Raw genomic sequence first — 14,889 nt, 5'->3', positions numbered from 1 at the left:
AAAAAGAATCCTGCCTGAAAGGCAGGATTCTTGTCAGGTATATTATGTTAATCAGATGCGGCCCGCACGTTGATCTCAATCTGCAACGGCCCGGAGGTATGGATGTCCCCTTTGGTCGTAGCTGTCAGCACCACGCGGCCGCCGATCCGTTTGACCTTGTTAACGGTTTCGAACAGCTGCGAGCCGCTGATGACTCCCACCGTCCCCTGCAACGGATCGGGCAGAATGCCTTTGGCGATCGCCTGGGCATTTACCTTCTGCAGGAAGAGGAGCACTACATCCTCGGCCTGCTTGGCGCTGTCGCCGGCGTCAGCGGTCTCGGAGTAAATCGTCTGGCCCGCCGAGTAGATAAGCCGGTTGGGGAACAGCTCGATGCGGCCGATGACCGGTTCGCCGTAAATAGTGTTGCCCATGGCAAGGATGCGGACGATGACTTCTTCCTGTGTCGAAGCGATGATCTTCGCGGCCTGGTCGAAGTCGGCCTTGGCGATCCACAGCACTTCGATGTTCTTGTCCTGCACGCCCAGCCGGTTGAGCACGGCCCGGTTGGTGGCGTTGATGATGCCCCCGAGGATCTCTTCGGTGTCCTTGAGCGGCTGACCGCCTTTGGTGACGGCCGTCGTCAGCACCTCGCTGGCGCGGAATACGACCACGCCTTCCCGGACGGTCTGGATGCCCTGGCGGAGGTTGGCGGTCAGCTCGTTAAGCCTGTCGACATCGCTCTGTAGAGCGGTCTTGGCCTCGTTGAGCGACGCGACGCGGGCGTCGAGTTCGGATTTTGTCGCCTGCAGGGCGTCAATCTCCTGTTGGGCCTTGGTCAGATCGCCCTTGGCCAGATCAAGGGCCGCCGCCGTGCGGTCACGCTCGGCATTGACGGTGGCCAGTTGTTCGGTGACGCTGGCAAGCCTGTCCATTGTTTCGTTGATCTTGACGGTCAGGACCGAGTACTCCTTGTTCTTGGCTTCCAGGGCGGAGCGGCTGGCGTCAAGCTCGACGCTTTTCGCGGCGACTTCGCGGGAGAGGCCGGTAAGCTCGGCCTTCAGCGCCTCCATGCCGAACAGGGCGGTTCGCACGTCGCGGGAGGCGACGCTCAGCACGCCGAGCGTCACGCCGGCGATGACGATGCCGGTGACGATTGTGAATAGGATCGAGGTATGCTTGGGCCTCAGGCCGAATACGGTGAGTTTGCGTTTGCCCACTTTGCTGCCGAGCCAGTCGCCGATATAGGCGATAATTCCGCCCATGATGGCGAGGACGGCGATGAGGGTGAGACCGAACACGGACGAACCTCCTCTCCCGGATACTCGGATTGTGCCGTTTATTGCGAGGCTTTGCGCACCAGGTACAGACCGACGATGATGCCGATTATATTCGGAAACCAGGCGCCCAGGACCGGCGGGATGGCCCCTCCCTGTCCGAGCGCGGTCGTTATCGTCATGATGGTGTAGTAGATGAAGATGATGATGATGCTCAGGCCCAGGCCGATGGAGGAGCTGGAGCGGTGGGGCTGAAGGCCGAGGGGCGTGCCGATGAGGGCGAAGACGAACGAGGCCATGGGGATCGCCAGCCGCTGGTGAAGCTCCGTTTCATAGTAGCTTGTCTTGACGTATTCCCGCTTGAGGGCGTTGATGTGGATCTTAAGCTCCCTGATCGACATTTCCTCAGGCTTTTTTTGCTCACGGCCGATGGCTGCGGGATTTTTTTCCACCGGCATGAGCTGCCTGACGAAGTGCATCGACCGTTCCAGCTTCCCTTCCGGGGTGAGGTCGTGGATAATGCCGTTGTACATGATCCACTGGTTTTTCTCCCAGACGGCTTTTTCGGCGTTCTCGACCCGTACCAGACGGTCGTTTTCGAAGTCCTGCACGGTAACGGCGTACATGGTGCTTTTGTCTTCCTCGAACTTGCGAGCGTAGGTGAGGCGCTCGATGGTGCCCCCTTTGACGTCTTTGATGACGATGTGTTCCTGGGAACGGGGCCGGGTATTCTTTTCGATCTCGTAGCGCACGATATGGTTGTAGCCAGCGTTGGCGGCCGGCACTACCATTTCGCTGAACCCGACCGAGAAGAGGCTGACGAAGAAGGCGACGATGAATACCGGCGTCGCCAGACGGTAGAAGCTCAGACCGCCGGACCTCATGGCCGTTATCTCGCTGGAGCCTGACAGCCGCCCGAAGGACAATAACGAGGCCAGCAGCATCGACATCGGGAAGGTAAGCACGATGATGCTGGGCAGGCTGTAGATGAACAGCCTGATGACCGGGCTGAACCCGGCGCCGTATTTGGTTATATATTGGGCGATCCTGAAGAGGGTGCTGGTGCCGATAAACACGCTGGAGAACGCGCAGATGCCGAAGAGGAACGGCCCCAGCAGCTCTTTGAGGATATACTTGTCGAGTATGCGCATGTGACGCTCCTAGCAGGCAAAGTTAGGCGAAGTTTTTCAACGGCGTTGTTATAGGCTGAATTTGTCGCCCAAATAGAACTTCCGGGCGATTTCGCTGGCGGCGATGGTGGCGCTGTCGCCGCAGATGAGGATCTGTCCCTCGTTGAGGATGTAGGCGTAGTCGACGATGCTGAGCGTTTCGCGAACGTTGTGGTCGGTTATGAGCACCCCGATGCCGCGGTCCCGTAGGAAGCCGATGATTTCCTGGATATCGGCGACGGCGATCGGGTCGACGCCGGCGAATGGTTCGTCCAGCAGAATGAAAGCCGGATCGGTGGCCAGCGCCCGGGCGATCTCCACCCGCCGCCGCTCGCCGCCGGAAAGCTGCGAGCCCAGACGGGCGCGCACGTTTACGACCCCCAGCTCCTCCAGCAGCGATTCCATCTTTTCCCGCCGCTCGGCAGCGCTTAGATCTTCCTTTAGCTCCAGGATGGCGAGGAGGTTGTCCTCGACGGTCAGTTTACGGAATACCGACGGTTCCTGCGGCAGGTAGCCCACCCCGAACAGCGAGCGGCGGTACATGGGCAGGCTGGTGACGTCTTCGCCGTTAATGAAGATCCGTCCCCCGTTGGGGCGCTCCAGGCCGACAATCATGTAGAAGGTGGTGGTCTTGCCGGCGCCGTTCGGGCCAAGAAGACCGACGACCCGCCCCTGGTCGACCCTCAGGCTGACGCCGTCGACGACGTTGCGTCCTTTGTACGTTTTGACAAGGTCTTCCGTTTCGATGTATTTCGTGAATAAATTGTACATCGCGCTGCCGGGCCCCGCTTACTGGGGTTTGACGACGAGCTTGGGGCGACCCTGGGCGTCCATGGCTTTGTCGTCGAGATAGATGGTAAGCGTTTTGCCTGTCAGGACATTGCCTTCCTGGACGGCCCGGGCGTTGCCGCTCATTACCACCTTGCCCTGCTCGGTCTTGGAGCCGTAGTAGACCGCTTTGTCGGAGGTGGCGTCCAGGCTGCGCTTGTCGCTGACGATATGGACGTCGCCGTCGGCTACCGCCCGGTCTTCGGTGTGGAACGCCTCGACACGGTTTGCGGTCATCCAGCCGTCGGGCATGGTCAGGCGGGCGTTGTTGGGCACCAGCGAGTACTGGCGGTCGACCCAGTGCTCGATTTTCGGGCCGGCCAGCGAGTTTTCCCCTTTTGTGAGCAGGGCGCTGCCGGTGGCCACGAGATAGTTGTCGTTGTAAGAGCGTACTTCGTTGGCGGTCAGTGTGGTGTCTTCGCGCACCACTTTCACGCTGCCCGAAACGTACGCTTCCTTGCTCTTGGTGTTGTACCGGGCATTGGCGCCGGTGAGCACCGCTTTGTCGCGCACGAGCTTGACCGCGCCCTGGGCGGTCATGACGCCGGTCTTGGCGTCGTATTCGATGGTGTCGGCGGTGAGTTCGACAGGCTTGTCCGCCGGGGCGGAAACGGCCGTGGCGGCGGCGATCATTACCAATAGCAGCGCTGCAAGCAGAGCTGTCGCTAACTTACGGCTCATTGGGGAGTCCCTCCTTTTAGCACGCGGGCGTTGCCCATTACTTTTACTCTTTCGAGCTGCTCGTCGCCTTCGATGCGGTCGCCGGTAACGATAGTGTCATATCTGGTAAGGGTGATGCCGCCGCCGCCGTAAAACTTGCGTTCCTTGGCGGCCCAGCGGGCGGTGGCGGAGGTGAATACCGCTCCGTCGCTGCTGGACACGGCCTTGATGTCGCCGGCCATGTCGATATCTCTGGTCTTGGTGTCGATTTCCGCCTGGCGGCCGACCAGGTCGAGCTTGCTGCCATCCGCACGGTAGAGGATCGCTTTGAAATTGACCAGCCGGGCCTTGTTGGTGTCCGGATTCATCTGCACCGACTCTGCGGTTACCTCCCACTGTTTCTTGCCATCCTGCTGCTCGACGATCGAGCTGCCGGAAAAAGTGACGGCGGCCGAAACTTCGGCGGGTTTCGCCTCCTGGGTAGGCGGCGGCGGAAGCTCTTCCCTGTTAAAATAATAGAGCCCTCCGGCTATGATCAACAGGGTGCAGGCTAGCGCCCGGTATGTTGATTTGCTCAGCTTCAAGCCTGTTCACCTGCCCATTTCGTATTCCAGCGTTTCTGAAACCACAACCATTCGTCGGGATAGCGTCTGATGGTGTCTTCGATGATCCTGGTGGCCTTTACGGTGAAGGTGTAGTCGTCGGCTGCGTCGTCTCCGGTGGCGGTGAATTCGAGGGGCGGGCTGACGATGATGCGGTGGCCGCCTTCTGGGCGGCGAACGATGAATGCCGGCACGACAGGCACCGCCAGTCGCCTGGCGAAGACGGCCAGCCCGACAGGAGTGGAGGCCATTTTGCCGAGAAATTCGACGAAAACGCCGTTTTTTCCGGCATCCTGATCGGAAAAGAAGCCGAGCACCCGGCCGTTTTTAAGCGCCTTGGCGGCTGCGACCAGTTCGGTGGTGCCGCGGGTGAACATTTCGATGCCGGCATGCTGGCGGTATTCATTGATAATGCGGTTGTGCTGGTCGTTGGGCTGGCTTTTGACGATGCTGGCCACCGGGAAGCCGTTCATGGACAGCCCGGCGCCAAGCCACTCCCAGTTGCCCAGGTGGGCGGACAACACAGCTACGCCCTTGCCCCGGGAGAGGGCTTCGTCAAGATAGTGACGGTTTTCGATCGTGATATAACGGCCGACTTTCGCCGGGCTTAGCGCCGGCAGGTACATCACTTCCAGAAAGGTCTGGCCGAGCTTGACGAACAGGCTGCGGATGGTCCGCTCGGCTTCGGGGCGGGAAAGCCCCAGCCCCGCGGTTATCTGGGCGATGGCCCGTTCGCGCTGGCGCGCGGCGACGCGGTAATATGCGCGGCCCAGCAGGCGGCCGAACGCCAGCAGCCAGGGGTAAGGCAACAGGCAGATTATGCGGCTGATTGTTTTAAGCAGGTAATACTGCCAGGTATTCGTCACTTTTTTCCTCCCGGAACGCTGATAAGCCTCGCGCGTTGTCGGCGAACAGTTCGCTCAGGCCCCGCTAGGGCTCTGGGCAGCCGGCATCACTGGCAGGGCCTGTCCCCGCCGGGGCGGCGGAAGCTTTCCACGACCGCAGGCCATTTGCCCTGGGCTTTGAGGATCAGTTCGACGATTTCCCGCACCGCACCGGCGCCACCGGAGCGGCCGGTAACGTAGTGAGCGGCGGCCTTGACTTCCGGCGCGGCGTTGGCGACCGCGCAGGCCAGCCCGGCCTGCTCCATTACGGCGAGGTCGTTGAGGTCGTCGCCGGTGTAGGCGACTTCGTCGTACGTCAGGTTGTGCTTGGCCAGCAGCCGTTCGAGGTGGGCGATTTTGTCCTGCGCCCCCTGGCAGATATCGGTTATCGACAGCTCTGCCCCCCGCCGGCGCACCATTTCGCTTTCCCGGCCGGTAATCAGGGCGGTCTTGAGGCCGGCCCGGTGGGCGGCGTTTAGACCGAGGCCGTCCTGGGCGTGAAAAACCTTCATGGCTTCGCCGTCGGGACCGAAGAGCAGCTGGCCCGAAGTCAGCACCCCGTCTACGTCGAAAACCAGCAGTTTGACCCGGCGGGCGCGGACCTCAGTATCCATTATACCACTCCTTGACGCAATAAGTCAGTAAGGTGAATCATACCAATTGCCCGCTGTTCCCTGTCGACGACAGGCAGCACCGTGATGGGGCGCGGCTTGTTCTTCTCCATCATGTGGAGGGCCTGGGCGGCCAGCCTGTCGGCGGTGATGGTTTTGGGGGTGCGGGTCATGATTTCCTCCACCCGCTTGTTGAGAAAGTCCAAGCCCTTTTCGAGACTGCGGCGGATGTCGCCGTCGGTGATTATTCCCTGTAGGCGGCCATCGCCATCGATGATCGAGGTGACGCCGAGACCTTTGGCGGTGATGACGAACAGCGCTTCTTTGACGGTGCTGCCGAGCGGTGTAACCGGGTTGTCGTCGCCGCTGTGCATCACCTGTTCGACGGTGAGAAGCAAACGCCGCCCGAGCGAGCCGCCCGGATGGAAGAGGGCGAAGTCTTCGGGGGTGAAGCTGCGGGCACTGAGCAGCGCCACCGCCAGGGCGTCGCCCATCGCGAGGGACGCGGTGGTGCTTGCGGTAGGCGCGAGACCGAGCGGGCAGGCCTCCCTTTCGACCGCTACGTCGAGGAAGCCGTCGGCGTTGCTGACGAGGGTCGATTTTTCCCGGCCGCTCATGGCGATGACCTTTGCGCCGATGCGGCGGATGATGGGCAGGATGCTGAGCACTTCGGCCGTTTCACCGCTGTGGGACAAGGCGAGGACGACGTCTTCGCCCGTGACCATGCCGAGGTCGCCGTGGATGGCTTCGGCCGGGTGCAGAAAAAAGGCCGGTGTGCCGGTACTGGCAAGGGTGGCGGCAATTTTTCTGCCGACGATGCCCGATTTGCCCATACCGGTGACGATTACCCGGCCGTTGCAAGCGAGGATGAGTTTGACCGCCGCCGTGAACTGGCCGTCGATGCGGGGAATGAGAGCCTGGATGGCCGCCGCCTCGACTGCCAGCACTTCTTTTGCCTGCTCGATGATCATCGGCCTGTCCCTCCTTATTTATGTTTGCGCACGACCGCGTCGATGGCCAGCAGGTCTTCGAGGAGCGGTGCGAGTTGTTCGATATAAAGCATGTTCGGTCCGTCCGACAAGGCTTCCGCCGGATTGTCGTGCACTTCCATGAAAAGCGCGTCGACGCCGGCGGCTACCGCCGCCCTTGCCAGGTAGGCTACGTATTCCCGCTGGCCGCTGGACGTGGCGCCGGCCCCGCCGGGAAGCTGGACGCTGTGGGTGGCGTCGAATACCACCGGGTAACCGAACGAGCGCATTATGGGCAGCGAGCGCATATCGACGACAAGGTTGTTGTAGCCGAAGGTCGCGCCCCGCTCGGCTAGAAGGATGTTTTCGTTGCCTGCTTCGAGGATCTTCTGGACGACGTTTTTCATGTCGCCGGGGGCCAGAAATTGGCCTTTTTTCACGTTGACGACCTTGCCGGTGGCGGCCGCGGCGTGGACGAGGTCGGTCTGGCGACAGAGGAAGGCGGGTATCTGCAGGATGTCGAGCACGGCAGCGGCCGGCCCGACCTGGGTGGTGCAATGGATATCGCTTAATACCGGCACCTTCAGGTCGGCTTTGATGTCGGCCAGCACAGCCAGCCCCTCCGTCAGCCCGGGGCCGCGGAAGGAATTGTAAGCCGACCGGTTTGCTTTGTCGTACGATGCTTTGAATATATAGGGAATGCCGAGACGATCGGCGATGGCCTTGACCTCGCGGCCGATCATGCGGGCCCGGTCGGGATTCTCAAGAACGCACGGCCCGGCGATGAGGGCGAGAGGGTTTTGGCCGCCGATGGCGATGGAGCCGACTTGCACTGTTTTCATCTGACTGAGCCTCCTTGTGCAGCGATTATGGCGTTTACTTTTTCCAAGTCCTCCGGCGTATCGACGCCCACGGAGGTGAAGTTTGCGGCGAGCACTTTGATACGGTAGCCGTGCTCGAGCGCCCGGAGCTGTTCAAGCGATTCGGCTTGTTCGAGCGGCGTGGGCGCCAGCGCGGCGAATTTGAGCAGAAAGTCGCGCCGGTAGGCGTAGATGCCGATGTGTTTTTGGTATGCCGGCCCGTTGGCCGGATTGCGGGGATAAGGGATGAGGGAACGGGAGAAATACAGGGCGTAACCCTCCAGGTCCGTGACTACTTTAACAACGCTCGGGGCTTGGTGCTCGTCCTCGGCCAGCGGCGCTGCCAGGGTAGCCATCGCCAGTCCGGGGGACCGGTGGAATTCCTCGGCCAGTTGGTCGATTACCGCCGGTTCGATGAGCGGCTCGTCCCCCTGGACGTTGATGATTACGTCGGCGTCTTCGTGGCGGGCGGCCACTTCGGCCAGCCGGTCAGTGCCGGTGGGGTGATGGGGCGAGGTCATCATGACTTCCCCGCCGAAGGCTTTGACGGCGGCGAAGACCTGCTCGTGATCGGTGGCGACCAACACCCGGCAGGGCAGCTTGGCTTGGCTGGCCCGTTCGTAGACATGCCGGATCATCGGTTTGCCGGCGATGACGGCCAGCGGCTTGCCCGGCAGGCGGGTGGAGGAGTAGCGGGCCGGGATGACGCAGATTATTCTCATTGTTTGCCTCCCCGCTCGGCCACGGATTTGATGAGGTTCATCAGTCCCTGGTAGCCGTTGTCGACGAATCGCACTTCGATGCCCAGCACGTATAGCGGCAGGGGCCGGTCGGAGTGGATGAACTCGGACGGGATCTTGACCGCGTCCTTTTCGGTGGTCACGAGAGCAAAAACGCCCTTGTCGACCGCCCGCTGCATGACCTGCTGCATTTCCGCCATGGTATAGTCGTGATGATCGGGATACCGCACGGCATCGACGATTTGGGCCCCGATGCTGCTGATCGACTGCTCGAAGGAGGTCGGGTTGCCGAGGGCGGAGAACGCCAGCACGCGTTTGCCGCGGATGGCTTCGAGCGCGACCGTCTCCGGCCTGATGCCTTTATACCAGTCTTCGATTTCGATGAAGCAATTCGGGCTGTGGACGCTCTCGACAACGAGCGCCTGGTCGTTGTAGCGGACGAGGGTTTCACGGATTATGTCGCGGGCGTTGTCGGTGCCCTGGTTGACGCGGGTAATGAGGAAGATGTCGGCGCGATTGAGGTGGGTCAGGGGCTCGCGGAGCGTTCCGCGAGGCAGGAGGAAGTTATTGCCGAAGACATTGATGCTGTCGATGAGAACGATGTCGAGGTCGCGGGCCAGCTGCCAGTGCTGGTAGCCGTCGTCGAGGATGATGAAGTCCGCTTTCAGGTTGGCGACGGCGTAATCGCCGGTGACGTTGCGGTTTTTACCGATGACGACCGCCACGCCTGGCAGGTTCTTCGCCAGCAGGTACGCTTCGTCGCCGGCCTCGCTGACCGACATGTAGATGCGCCGGCCGTCGGATACGAGGCCCACCTGGCCCCGCCACTTGGCCCGGTAGCCGCGGTTGAGGATGACGACCCGGTAACCAAGGTCGCGGATGATGGCCGCCAGGCGCTGGGCGGTGGGGGTTTTGCCGGTGCCGCCGACGGTGATGTTGCCCAGGCTGATGACCCGGCAGGCCAGTTTATGCTGCTTGAGGATTCCGGCCTTGTAGAGGCCGAGCTTGATGTCGACGCCCAGGCCGTAGACGACCGACATGAACCGGAGCACGCCGAGAAGAACGGCGGCCACCGGCCCCCGCTTCTTGCCATGCACCAGCTGGTATAGATATACTTGAACAGGCTCATGACGGATCATGCTTTTTCCCTCACGATCGTTGGGAAAGTGTCGCCAGTACTTCGCTGATATGCTGAACGCTGCGGACGGCAGCTCCCTGGTTTTCCCGGATGATGGCCAGCGCCTTTTCGCCCATCGCCGCCCGGACGTGGGCGTCGCTGAGCAGGCAGACGAACTTGTCGCCGAGGTCGGCGCTGTCGTAGACGGTGTCGCAGGCGCCCTGCCCGCTGAAGAGGGCGTAGCTATCTTTGAAGTTGAACATGTGCGGGCCTACGAGGATGGGCTTGCCGTGGGCGGCGGGCTCGAGGATGTTGTGGCCGCCGGTGGCGACCAGGCTGCCGCCGACGAATACGACATCGGCGATGCTGTAAATCTTGCCGAGTTCGCCGATGGTATCTAATACGATGACGTCATGGCTTCCATCCGCTTTGTCGAGGTCTGTGCGGCGCACGGCCTTCAAGCCGTACTTTTCCGCCAGGGATGCGACCTCGCCGCCCCGCAGGTTGTCGCGCGGCGCGATTATCAGGCGGGCTTCGGCAATGTTTTCTCTGACTTTGTTGAAAGCGGCGAGGACAAATTCCTCCTCACCCCGGTGAGTGCTGCCGGCGACGACGACCGGGGCGCCCCCCCGCAGTTTTAGCAGGCTTGCGAGCCGCTCCCGCTCGGCGGCGCTGACTTCAGTGTGCGTCTGGTCGTACTTCGTGTTGCCGGTGACGAAGACCCGACGCGGCTTTGCGCCCAGACGGATGATGTACTGGGCGTCGATGGTGGACTGCATGCAGAAACGGTGGACGGTGTCGAGCATGCGGTCGAGGATGGTGAAAAGGTAACGGTAGTTGCCGACGCTTTTATCGCTGATTCGGCCGTTGACCATCATGACCGGGATGGAGAGATCCCGGCAGGAAAGGAGAAAGTTCGGCCACAGTTCGGTCTCAACGAGCACGAACATGGTCGGTTTGATGCGGTTTATCACCCGCCGGCTGAGTCCCGGCAAGTCGAGCGGGAAAAATATTATGCTGTCCGCTTCGGGGATGATGCGTTGGGCCATTTCGTAGCCGTTGGCCGTGACGACCGATACCAGTACAGGCATTTCGGGCATCTGGCGCCGTATCTCTTTGACGATCGGGCTTGTGGCGACTATTTCGCCGACCGAGGCGGCGTGCAGCCACAGGCAGTTTTTACCGGCGACCGGCGCCACGGCCCCGTGCGGCAGGAACCCGAAGCTCTGCCTGAGCCGCTCGCCGAAGCCTTTCTCGCGGAAGAGGCGGAAGATGAATACCGGTATCGCCGCCACAACCAGGATGATCGTCAGGATGTCGTATAGGAACTTCATCAGCTATACCTCTTTGGGCGGCTCCTCTGTCCGCAAATCGAATTGGACCTGGTAAAGCTTGCTGTACAAGCCGCCGGTATTAATAAGCGCGGCATGAGAGCCCTGCTCGACAATCCGGCCCCTTTCCATGACGATAATGACATCGGCCCGCTGCACGGTGGAAAGGCGGTGGGCGATAACAAACGAGGTGCGGCCGACCATCAGCTTGTCCAGGGCCTCCTGGACGAGGGACTCGCTCTCGGTGTCGAGCGCGGAGGTGGCTTCGTCGAGGATGAGGACGCGGGGGTTTTTCAGGATGGCGCGGGCGATGGCGATGCGCTGGCGCTGACCGCCGGAAAGCTTGGCGCCGCGTTCGCCGATCTGCGTCTCGTAACCCTGGGGCATTTCCATGATGAAGGTGTCGGCGTTGGCCGCTTTGGCGGCGGCGATGACCGCCTCCCTCGGGGCGTCGAGGTCGCCGTAGAGGATGTTTTCGTACACCGTGCCGTTGAAGAGCATGGTTTCCTGGGGAACGATGCCGATCTGGCGGCGAAGGGAGGCGAGAGTTATAGTCTTGATGTCGATGCCGTCGATGGCGATGTAGCCGGACGACGGGTCGTAGAAGCGGGGGATGAGGTTGGCGATGGTGGTTTTGCCTGCGCCGCTGGGACCGACGATGGCCACGACCTGGCCGGGTCTGGCGGTGAGCGATATATCGACCAGGGCAGGTTCCCCGGGCTTGTATTCGAAGCTTACGTTGTGGAAGGCGACTTCGCCGTTAATGGCTGGCAGCTCGGCGGCGCCGGGTTCGTCCTTGATGTCGGGCTCGGTGTCAAGGACTTCGAAGACCCGCTGGGCCGCGGCCAGCGCCTTCTGGATGTTGCCGTACACGCGGCTGAGGCGTTTGATGGGGTTGGAAAGGTTAACGACGTAGATAAGGAAAGCCATGAGCGCTCCGGTCGTCAGGTTGCCGCCGATGACCTCGTGGCCGCCGTACCAGATAATGACCGTGACGCCGATAGCGGCGAGGAATTCGATCAGGGGAGTAAGGGTGGCCATGAGCTGGGAGCTCTTCATTTGGGCCCGGAAGTTCTGGTAGTTCTCGCGCCCGAAGCGTTCGATCTCGTAGTCTTCACGCACAAACGACTTGATGACCCGCACTGCCAGGACGGTTTCCTGAAGCACGGAGGTTATGTCGGCGGCGCGTTCCTGCATGACCGCCCCGGCTAGCCGCAGCTTCTTGCCGAAGACATTGATGGCCTGGAAGACGAGCGGCAGGGTTATGAAGGTCAGCAGGGACAGCTTCCAGTGAAGGACGAACATGGCGATGATCGAACCGACCAGCACAACGCTCTCCGTAAACATTTCGATGACGCTCTCGACCAGAGCCGACTGGAGGGCTGCCACATCGTTGGTGATGTAGCTCATGATGGCGCCGGTGCGGCGGGTTTCGAAGTAGGACATCGACAGTCGCTGCAGGTGGCGGTAGAGGGCTTCGCGGATATCGATAATGACCCGCTGGCCGACGAAGGCCATCAGATAGGTCTGGCCGTAGAAAAAGATCCCGCGCAGCAGGAACACCGCGATGATGCCGCCGGCGATGAAGTTGAGCATGGTCATGTCCTTGGCGGTCAGAACGTCGTCGATGACGTCCTTTATGATCCAGGGCACGTAGAGGTTGGCCGCCGCGGCCAGAATGATGCAGACTACGGCGACAACGACCCTCACCATGTAAGGCCGGACGTATTTCAGCAAGCGCAGGTATAGATTCATGCCGCTCCTCCGTGGCCGTGCGCGGCCACTTCAAGTATGACTTCCGCCACCCGTCCCACCGCACCTGTTTCTCCGAGCCTCCGCCTGACGTCGGCCAAATCGGCGACGATGCGGTCTCGGACCGTGGGGTCGGCGACGATGGGCAGCGTTTCGCGGGCGATGTTGGCGGCGCTGGCCTCGCCCTGCAGGAGCTCGGGTACGATGCGTCGGCCGGCGACGATGTTGGGCAGGCCGATATGGGGTATCTTGACGAGCAGTTTGCCCAGCAGATAGGTTAAGGCCGCGACCTTATAGACGATGACCGTGGGCAGGCCCATGATGGCGGCTTCGAGGGTGGCGGTGCCGGAGGCGGCCACCGCCACGGTGCCGATGTTCATCAGGTCGTAGGTGTTGCCGGCGGTGAGTCGCACTTCTATATTGTAGCCGTCAATTATATTTTGCAATATTTCCCGGGAAATTGTCGAGGCTACCGGTAAAAATATTTGACATTCCGGCACTTTTCTTGCCACTTCTTCCATTCCCGCCAGCATAGCGGGCAGAAGCATGTCGATTTCCTGACGCCGGCTGCCCGGCATTAGCAGCACCACCGGTCGTGCCGGATCGGCACCGAACAGGCGGTATGCCTCGTCCCTGGGGAGTGAGGGCTTAACGATGTCAAGCAGGGGATGGCCGACGAAGACGACGTCGGCGCCGGCCTGGCGGTAAACATCGGCCTCGAAGGGGAAAATGGCGGCGACCTTGGTCACCGTTTCCGCGACTTCCCGCGCCCGCCCGCGGCCCCATGCCCATGCGGAGGGGCTGATGTAGGAAATGACGGGGATGCCGAGCCGTCTGGCTATTTTGGCCAGCCGGGTGTTGAAACCGGGGTAGTCGATTACTACCAGAACGTCGGGGCGTTCGCGCTCCAGCCAGTCGGCGAGGAAATCCCGCAGCCTGAACAATTTGGGCAGGCTTTTGGCGACCTCGACAATTCCCATGACGCCGAGGTCGGCGATGTCATAGACAATCTCCACTCCGGCGGCGCGCATCATTTCGCCGCCCATGCCGAAGAGCGCGACGTCGGGCCGGATATTCCTGAGGGCGGCGGCGACGCTGGCGCCATTGAGGTCGCCTGACGCCTCGCCTGTGGAGATAAAGATCTTGTACATAAGAATCCTCTCGGCTAATACTAGTTTATCCCATATGCGCGCGGTTGTCCAAGATTTCCCCGCGCTAAAACACGAGCCACAGGACGATAGAGACCCGGAGATAGTTTCCCTCTTCTCGCAGTATCTCTATGCCTCTGTGGCAAAAATCAGCGGGCAATAATGGTGATGCTGTTCTCGTCGGCCAGCGCCGCGACCTTGTTGCGGTCCACCAGCAACGTCCGGCCGGCCTCGATCACCAGGGCGCTTGCGCCCCCTTCGATCATGGCCCGGATGGTGTCGGTGCCTACCGTGGGTACGTCGAAGCGGGCGTCCTGACCGGGTTTCGCGACTTTGGCGACAACCGCCCCGCCCCGGCCCAACTGACCGCCGCGACGGATACAGGCGTCGGTACCCTCGATGGCCTCGACCGCGAGCACCGCCCTATTTTTGACGACGACCGTCTGGCCGATGTCGAGGGCGCCGATCTCTTTGGCCATGCGGAAGCCAAATTCGATGTCGGCCTCCTCGGCCGCGGTCGGCGGCCGGCTGGTTATAAGGCCTGGCGGCGGCATCAGGGCGCGGATCATGGCGGTCTGGTCGAGCACGCCGATCCCTTCGTGCGCCAATTCGCGCACCAAGGCCAGCATAATGGTGTCGTCGCTGTTGTCGGCGAGGCCGGCGAAAAGCTTCCGGGCCCGGTCGTCGAGTTTGACCGCTCCGGTGAACAGCAGCTCTTTGGTCACCTTGCCGAGCATGGTGACCTCCTGCGCGCCCTCTGCCTTGAGGGTGGCAATGATGCGGTCCAGTTCGCCGGCGCCGATGTCGAAGTATTTGCTCGCCGCGGCGGCCAGTTCGGGATCGATCCCCGGAACCACGCCGACGGCAATCACGGTAAAGCCCATGCCGGAGGCGGCACGGGCGAATTCTACCGGCAGTCTGCCGACGCCGGCCAGTAATCCTATTGTCTTCATCCCGATACTC

15 protein-coding genes are annotated in these 14,889 nt (G+C 61.6%); all 15 read right to left on the bottom strand.

Going from position 1 to position 14,889, the window contains the following annotated elements; genetic code table 11:
• Positions 1-47 precede the first annotated feature (47 nt).
• Positions 48-1,280, bottom strand: a complete 1,233-nt coding sequence (locus tag Q4T40_21480) for a DUF3084 domain-containing protein (GenBank protein ID MDT8903810.1) — start codon at positions 1,278-1,280, stop codon at positions 48-50.
• A 38-nt stretch (positions 1,281-1,318) separates the two neighbouring features.
• A complete protein-coding gene (locus Q4T40_21475; GenBank protein MDT8903809.1) occupies positions 1,319-2,407 on the bottom strand; it encodes an LptF/LptG family permease in 1,089 nt (362 codons plus the stop codon).
• Positions 2,408-2,455: 48 nt separating this feature from the next.
• Positions 2,456-3,196, bottom strand: a complete 741-nt coding sequence (lptB, locus tag Q4T40_21470) for an LPS export ABC transporter ATP-binding protein (GenBank protein ID MDT8903808.1) — start codon at positions 3,194-3,196, stop codon at positions 2,456-2,458.
• Positions 3,197-3,214: 18 nt separating this feature from the next.
• Positions 3,215-3,934: an LptA/OstA family protein gene (locus tag Q4T40_21465; protein MDT8903807.1), complete on the bottom strand. Its 720-nt coding sequence runs from the start codon at positions 3,932-3,934 to the stop codon at positions 3,215-3,217.
• Entirely contained in the window at positions 3,931-4,497 is a 567-nt protein-coding gene (lptC, locus tag Q4T40_21460; GenBank protein ID MDT8903806.1) for an LPS export ABC transporter periplasmic protein LptC, read from the bottom strand. Before lptC ends, Q4T40_21465 begins: the two co-directional genes overlap by 4 nt.
• The gene (locus Q4T40_21455) at positions 4,494-5,381 is read right to left on the bottom strand and encodes a lysophospholipid acyltransferase family protein (protein ID MDT8903805.1); all 888 of its coding nucleotides are present in this window, start codon (positions 5,379-5,381) and stop codon (positions 4,494-4,496) included. The genes lptC and Q4T40_21455 overlap by 4 nt, the downstream gene beginning before the upstream one ends.
• An 86-nt stretch (positions 5,382-5,467) precedes the next feature.
• A complete protein-coding gene (locus Q4T40_21450) occupies positions 5,468-6,013 on the bottom strand; it encodes an HAD hydrolase family protein (GenBank protein ID MDT8903804.1) in 546 nt (181 codons plus the stop codon).
• On the bottom strand, positions 6,013-6,981 hold the full coding sequence (locus Q4T40_21445; GenBank protein ID MDT8903803.1) for a KpsF/GutQ family sugar-phosphate isomerase: 969 nt from the start codon (positions 6,979-6,981) through the stop codon (positions 6,013-6,015). Before Q4T40_21445 ends, Q4T40_21450 begins: the two co-directional genes overlap by 1 nt.
• 14 nt (positions 6,982-6,995) lie before the next feature.
• On the bottom strand, positions 6,996-7,820 hold the full coding sequence (kdsA, locus tag Q4T40_21440) for a 3-deoxy-8-phosphooctulonate synthase (protein ID MDT8903802.1): 825 nt from the start codon (positions 7,818-7,820) through the stop codon (positions 6,996-6,998).
• Complete coding sequence (gene kdsB / locus Q4T40_21435) at positions 7,817-8,560, bottom strand: 3-deoxy-manno-octulosonate cytidylyltransferase (GenBank protein MDT8903801.1); 744 nt, start codon at positions 8,558-8,560, stop codon at positions 7,817-7,819. Before kdsB ends, kdsA begins: the two co-directional genes overlap by 4 nt.
• Positions 8,557-9,717, bottom strand: a complete 1,161-nt coding sequence (gene lpxK, locus Q4T40_21430) for a tetraacyldisaccharide 4'-kinase (protein MDT8903800.1) — start codon at positions 9,715-9,717, stop codon at positions 8,557-8,559. Before lpxK ends, kdsB begins: the two co-directional genes overlap by 4 nt.
• Before the next feature lie 10 nt (positions 9,718-9,727).
• On the bottom strand, positions 9,728-11,029 hold the full coding sequence (locus Q4T40_21425) for a 3-deoxy-D-manno-octulosonic acid transferase (GenBank protein MDT8903799.1): 1,302 nt from the start codon (positions 11,027-11,029) through the stop codon (positions 9,728-9,730).
• Between the two features lie 3 nt (positions 11,030-11,032).
• Entirely contained in the window at positions 11,033-12,781 is a 1,749-nt protein-coding gene (locus Q4T40_21420) for an ABC transporter ATP-binding protein (protein MDT8903798.1), read from the bottom strand.
• The gene (gene lpxB / locus Q4T40_21415; protein MDT8903797.1) at positions 12,778-13,929 is read right to left on the bottom strand and encodes a lipid-A-disaccharide synthase; all 1,152 of its coding nucleotides are present in this window, start codon (positions 13,927-13,929) and stop codon (positions 12,778-12,780) included. The genes Q4T40_21420 and lpxB overlap by 4 nt, the downstream gene beginning before the upstream one ends.
• Before the next feature lie 146 nt (positions 13,930-14,075).
• The gene (lpxI, locus tag Q4T40_21410; protein ID MDT8903796.1) at positions 14,076-14,879 is read right to left on the bottom strand and encodes a UDP-2,3-diacylglucosamine diphosphatase LpxI; all 804 of its coding nucleotides are present in this window, start codon (positions 14,877-14,879) and stop codon (positions 14,076-14,078) included.
• Between the last annotated feature and the right edge of the window lie 10 nt (positions 14,880-14,889).

It is taken from the genome of Selenomonadales bacterium 4137-cl (genome assembly GCA_032334055.1).
GTDB classification, from domain to species: domain Bacteria; phylum Bacillota; class Negativicutes; order Sporomusales; family UBA7701; genus Anaeroselena; species Anaeroselena agilis.
The sequence above is the reverse complement of the archived record's forward strand: the minus strand, read 5'-3'. Positions and strand labels throughout refer to the sequence as shown.

Excerpts from the sequence above, each read along its gene's own strand:
- Q4T40_21475 (MDT8903809.1), bottom strand. The coding sequence starts at position 2,407 with ATGCGCATACTCGACAAGTATATCCTCAAAGAGCTGCTGGGGCCGTTC.
- lptB (MDT8903808.1), bottom strand. The coding sequence starts at position 3,196 with ATGTACAATTTATTCACGAAATACATCGAAACGGAAGACCTTGTCAAA.
- Q4T40_21465 (MDT8903807.1), bottom strand. The coding sequence starts at position 3,934 with ATGAGCCGTAAGTTAGCGACAGCTCTGCTTGCAGCGCTGCTATTGGTA.
- Q4T40_21450 (MDT8903804.1), bottom strand. The coding sequence starts at position 6,013 with ATGGATACTGAGGTCCGCGCCCGCCGGGTCAAACTGCTGGTTTTCGAC.
- Q4T40_21445 (MDT8903803.1), bottom strand. The coding sequence starts at position 6,981 with ATGATCATCGAGCAGGCAAAAGAAGTGCTGGCAGTCGAGGCGGCGGCC.
- kdsA (MDT8903802.1), bottom strand. The coding sequence starts at position 7,820 with ATGAAAACAGTGCAAGTCGGCTCCATCGCCATCGGCGGCCAAAACCCT.
- kdsB (MDT8903801.1), bottom strand. The coding sequence starts at position 8,560 with ATGAGAATAATCTGCGTCATCCCGGCCCGCTACTCCTCCACCCGCCTG.
- lpxK (MDT8903800.1), bottom strand. The coding sequence starts at position 9,717 with ATGATCCGTCATGAGCCTGTTCAAGTATATCTATACCAGCTGGTGCAT.
- Q4T40_21425 (MDT8903799.1), bottom strand. The coding sequence starts at position 11,029 with ATGAAGTTCCTATACGACATCCTGACGATCATCCTGGTTGTGGCGGCG.
- Q4T40_21420 (MDT8903798.1), bottom strand. The coding sequence starts at position 12,781 with ATGAATCTATACCTGCGCTTGCTGAAATACGTCCGGCCTTACATGGTG.
- lpxB (MDT8903797.1), bottom strand. The coding sequence starts at position 13,929 with ATGTACAAGATCTTTATCTCCACAGGCGAGGCGTCAGGCGACCTCAAT.
- lpxI (MDT8903796.1), bottom strand. The coding sequence starts at position 14,879 with ATGAAGACAATAGGATTACTGGCCGGCGTCGGCAGACTGCCGGTAGAA.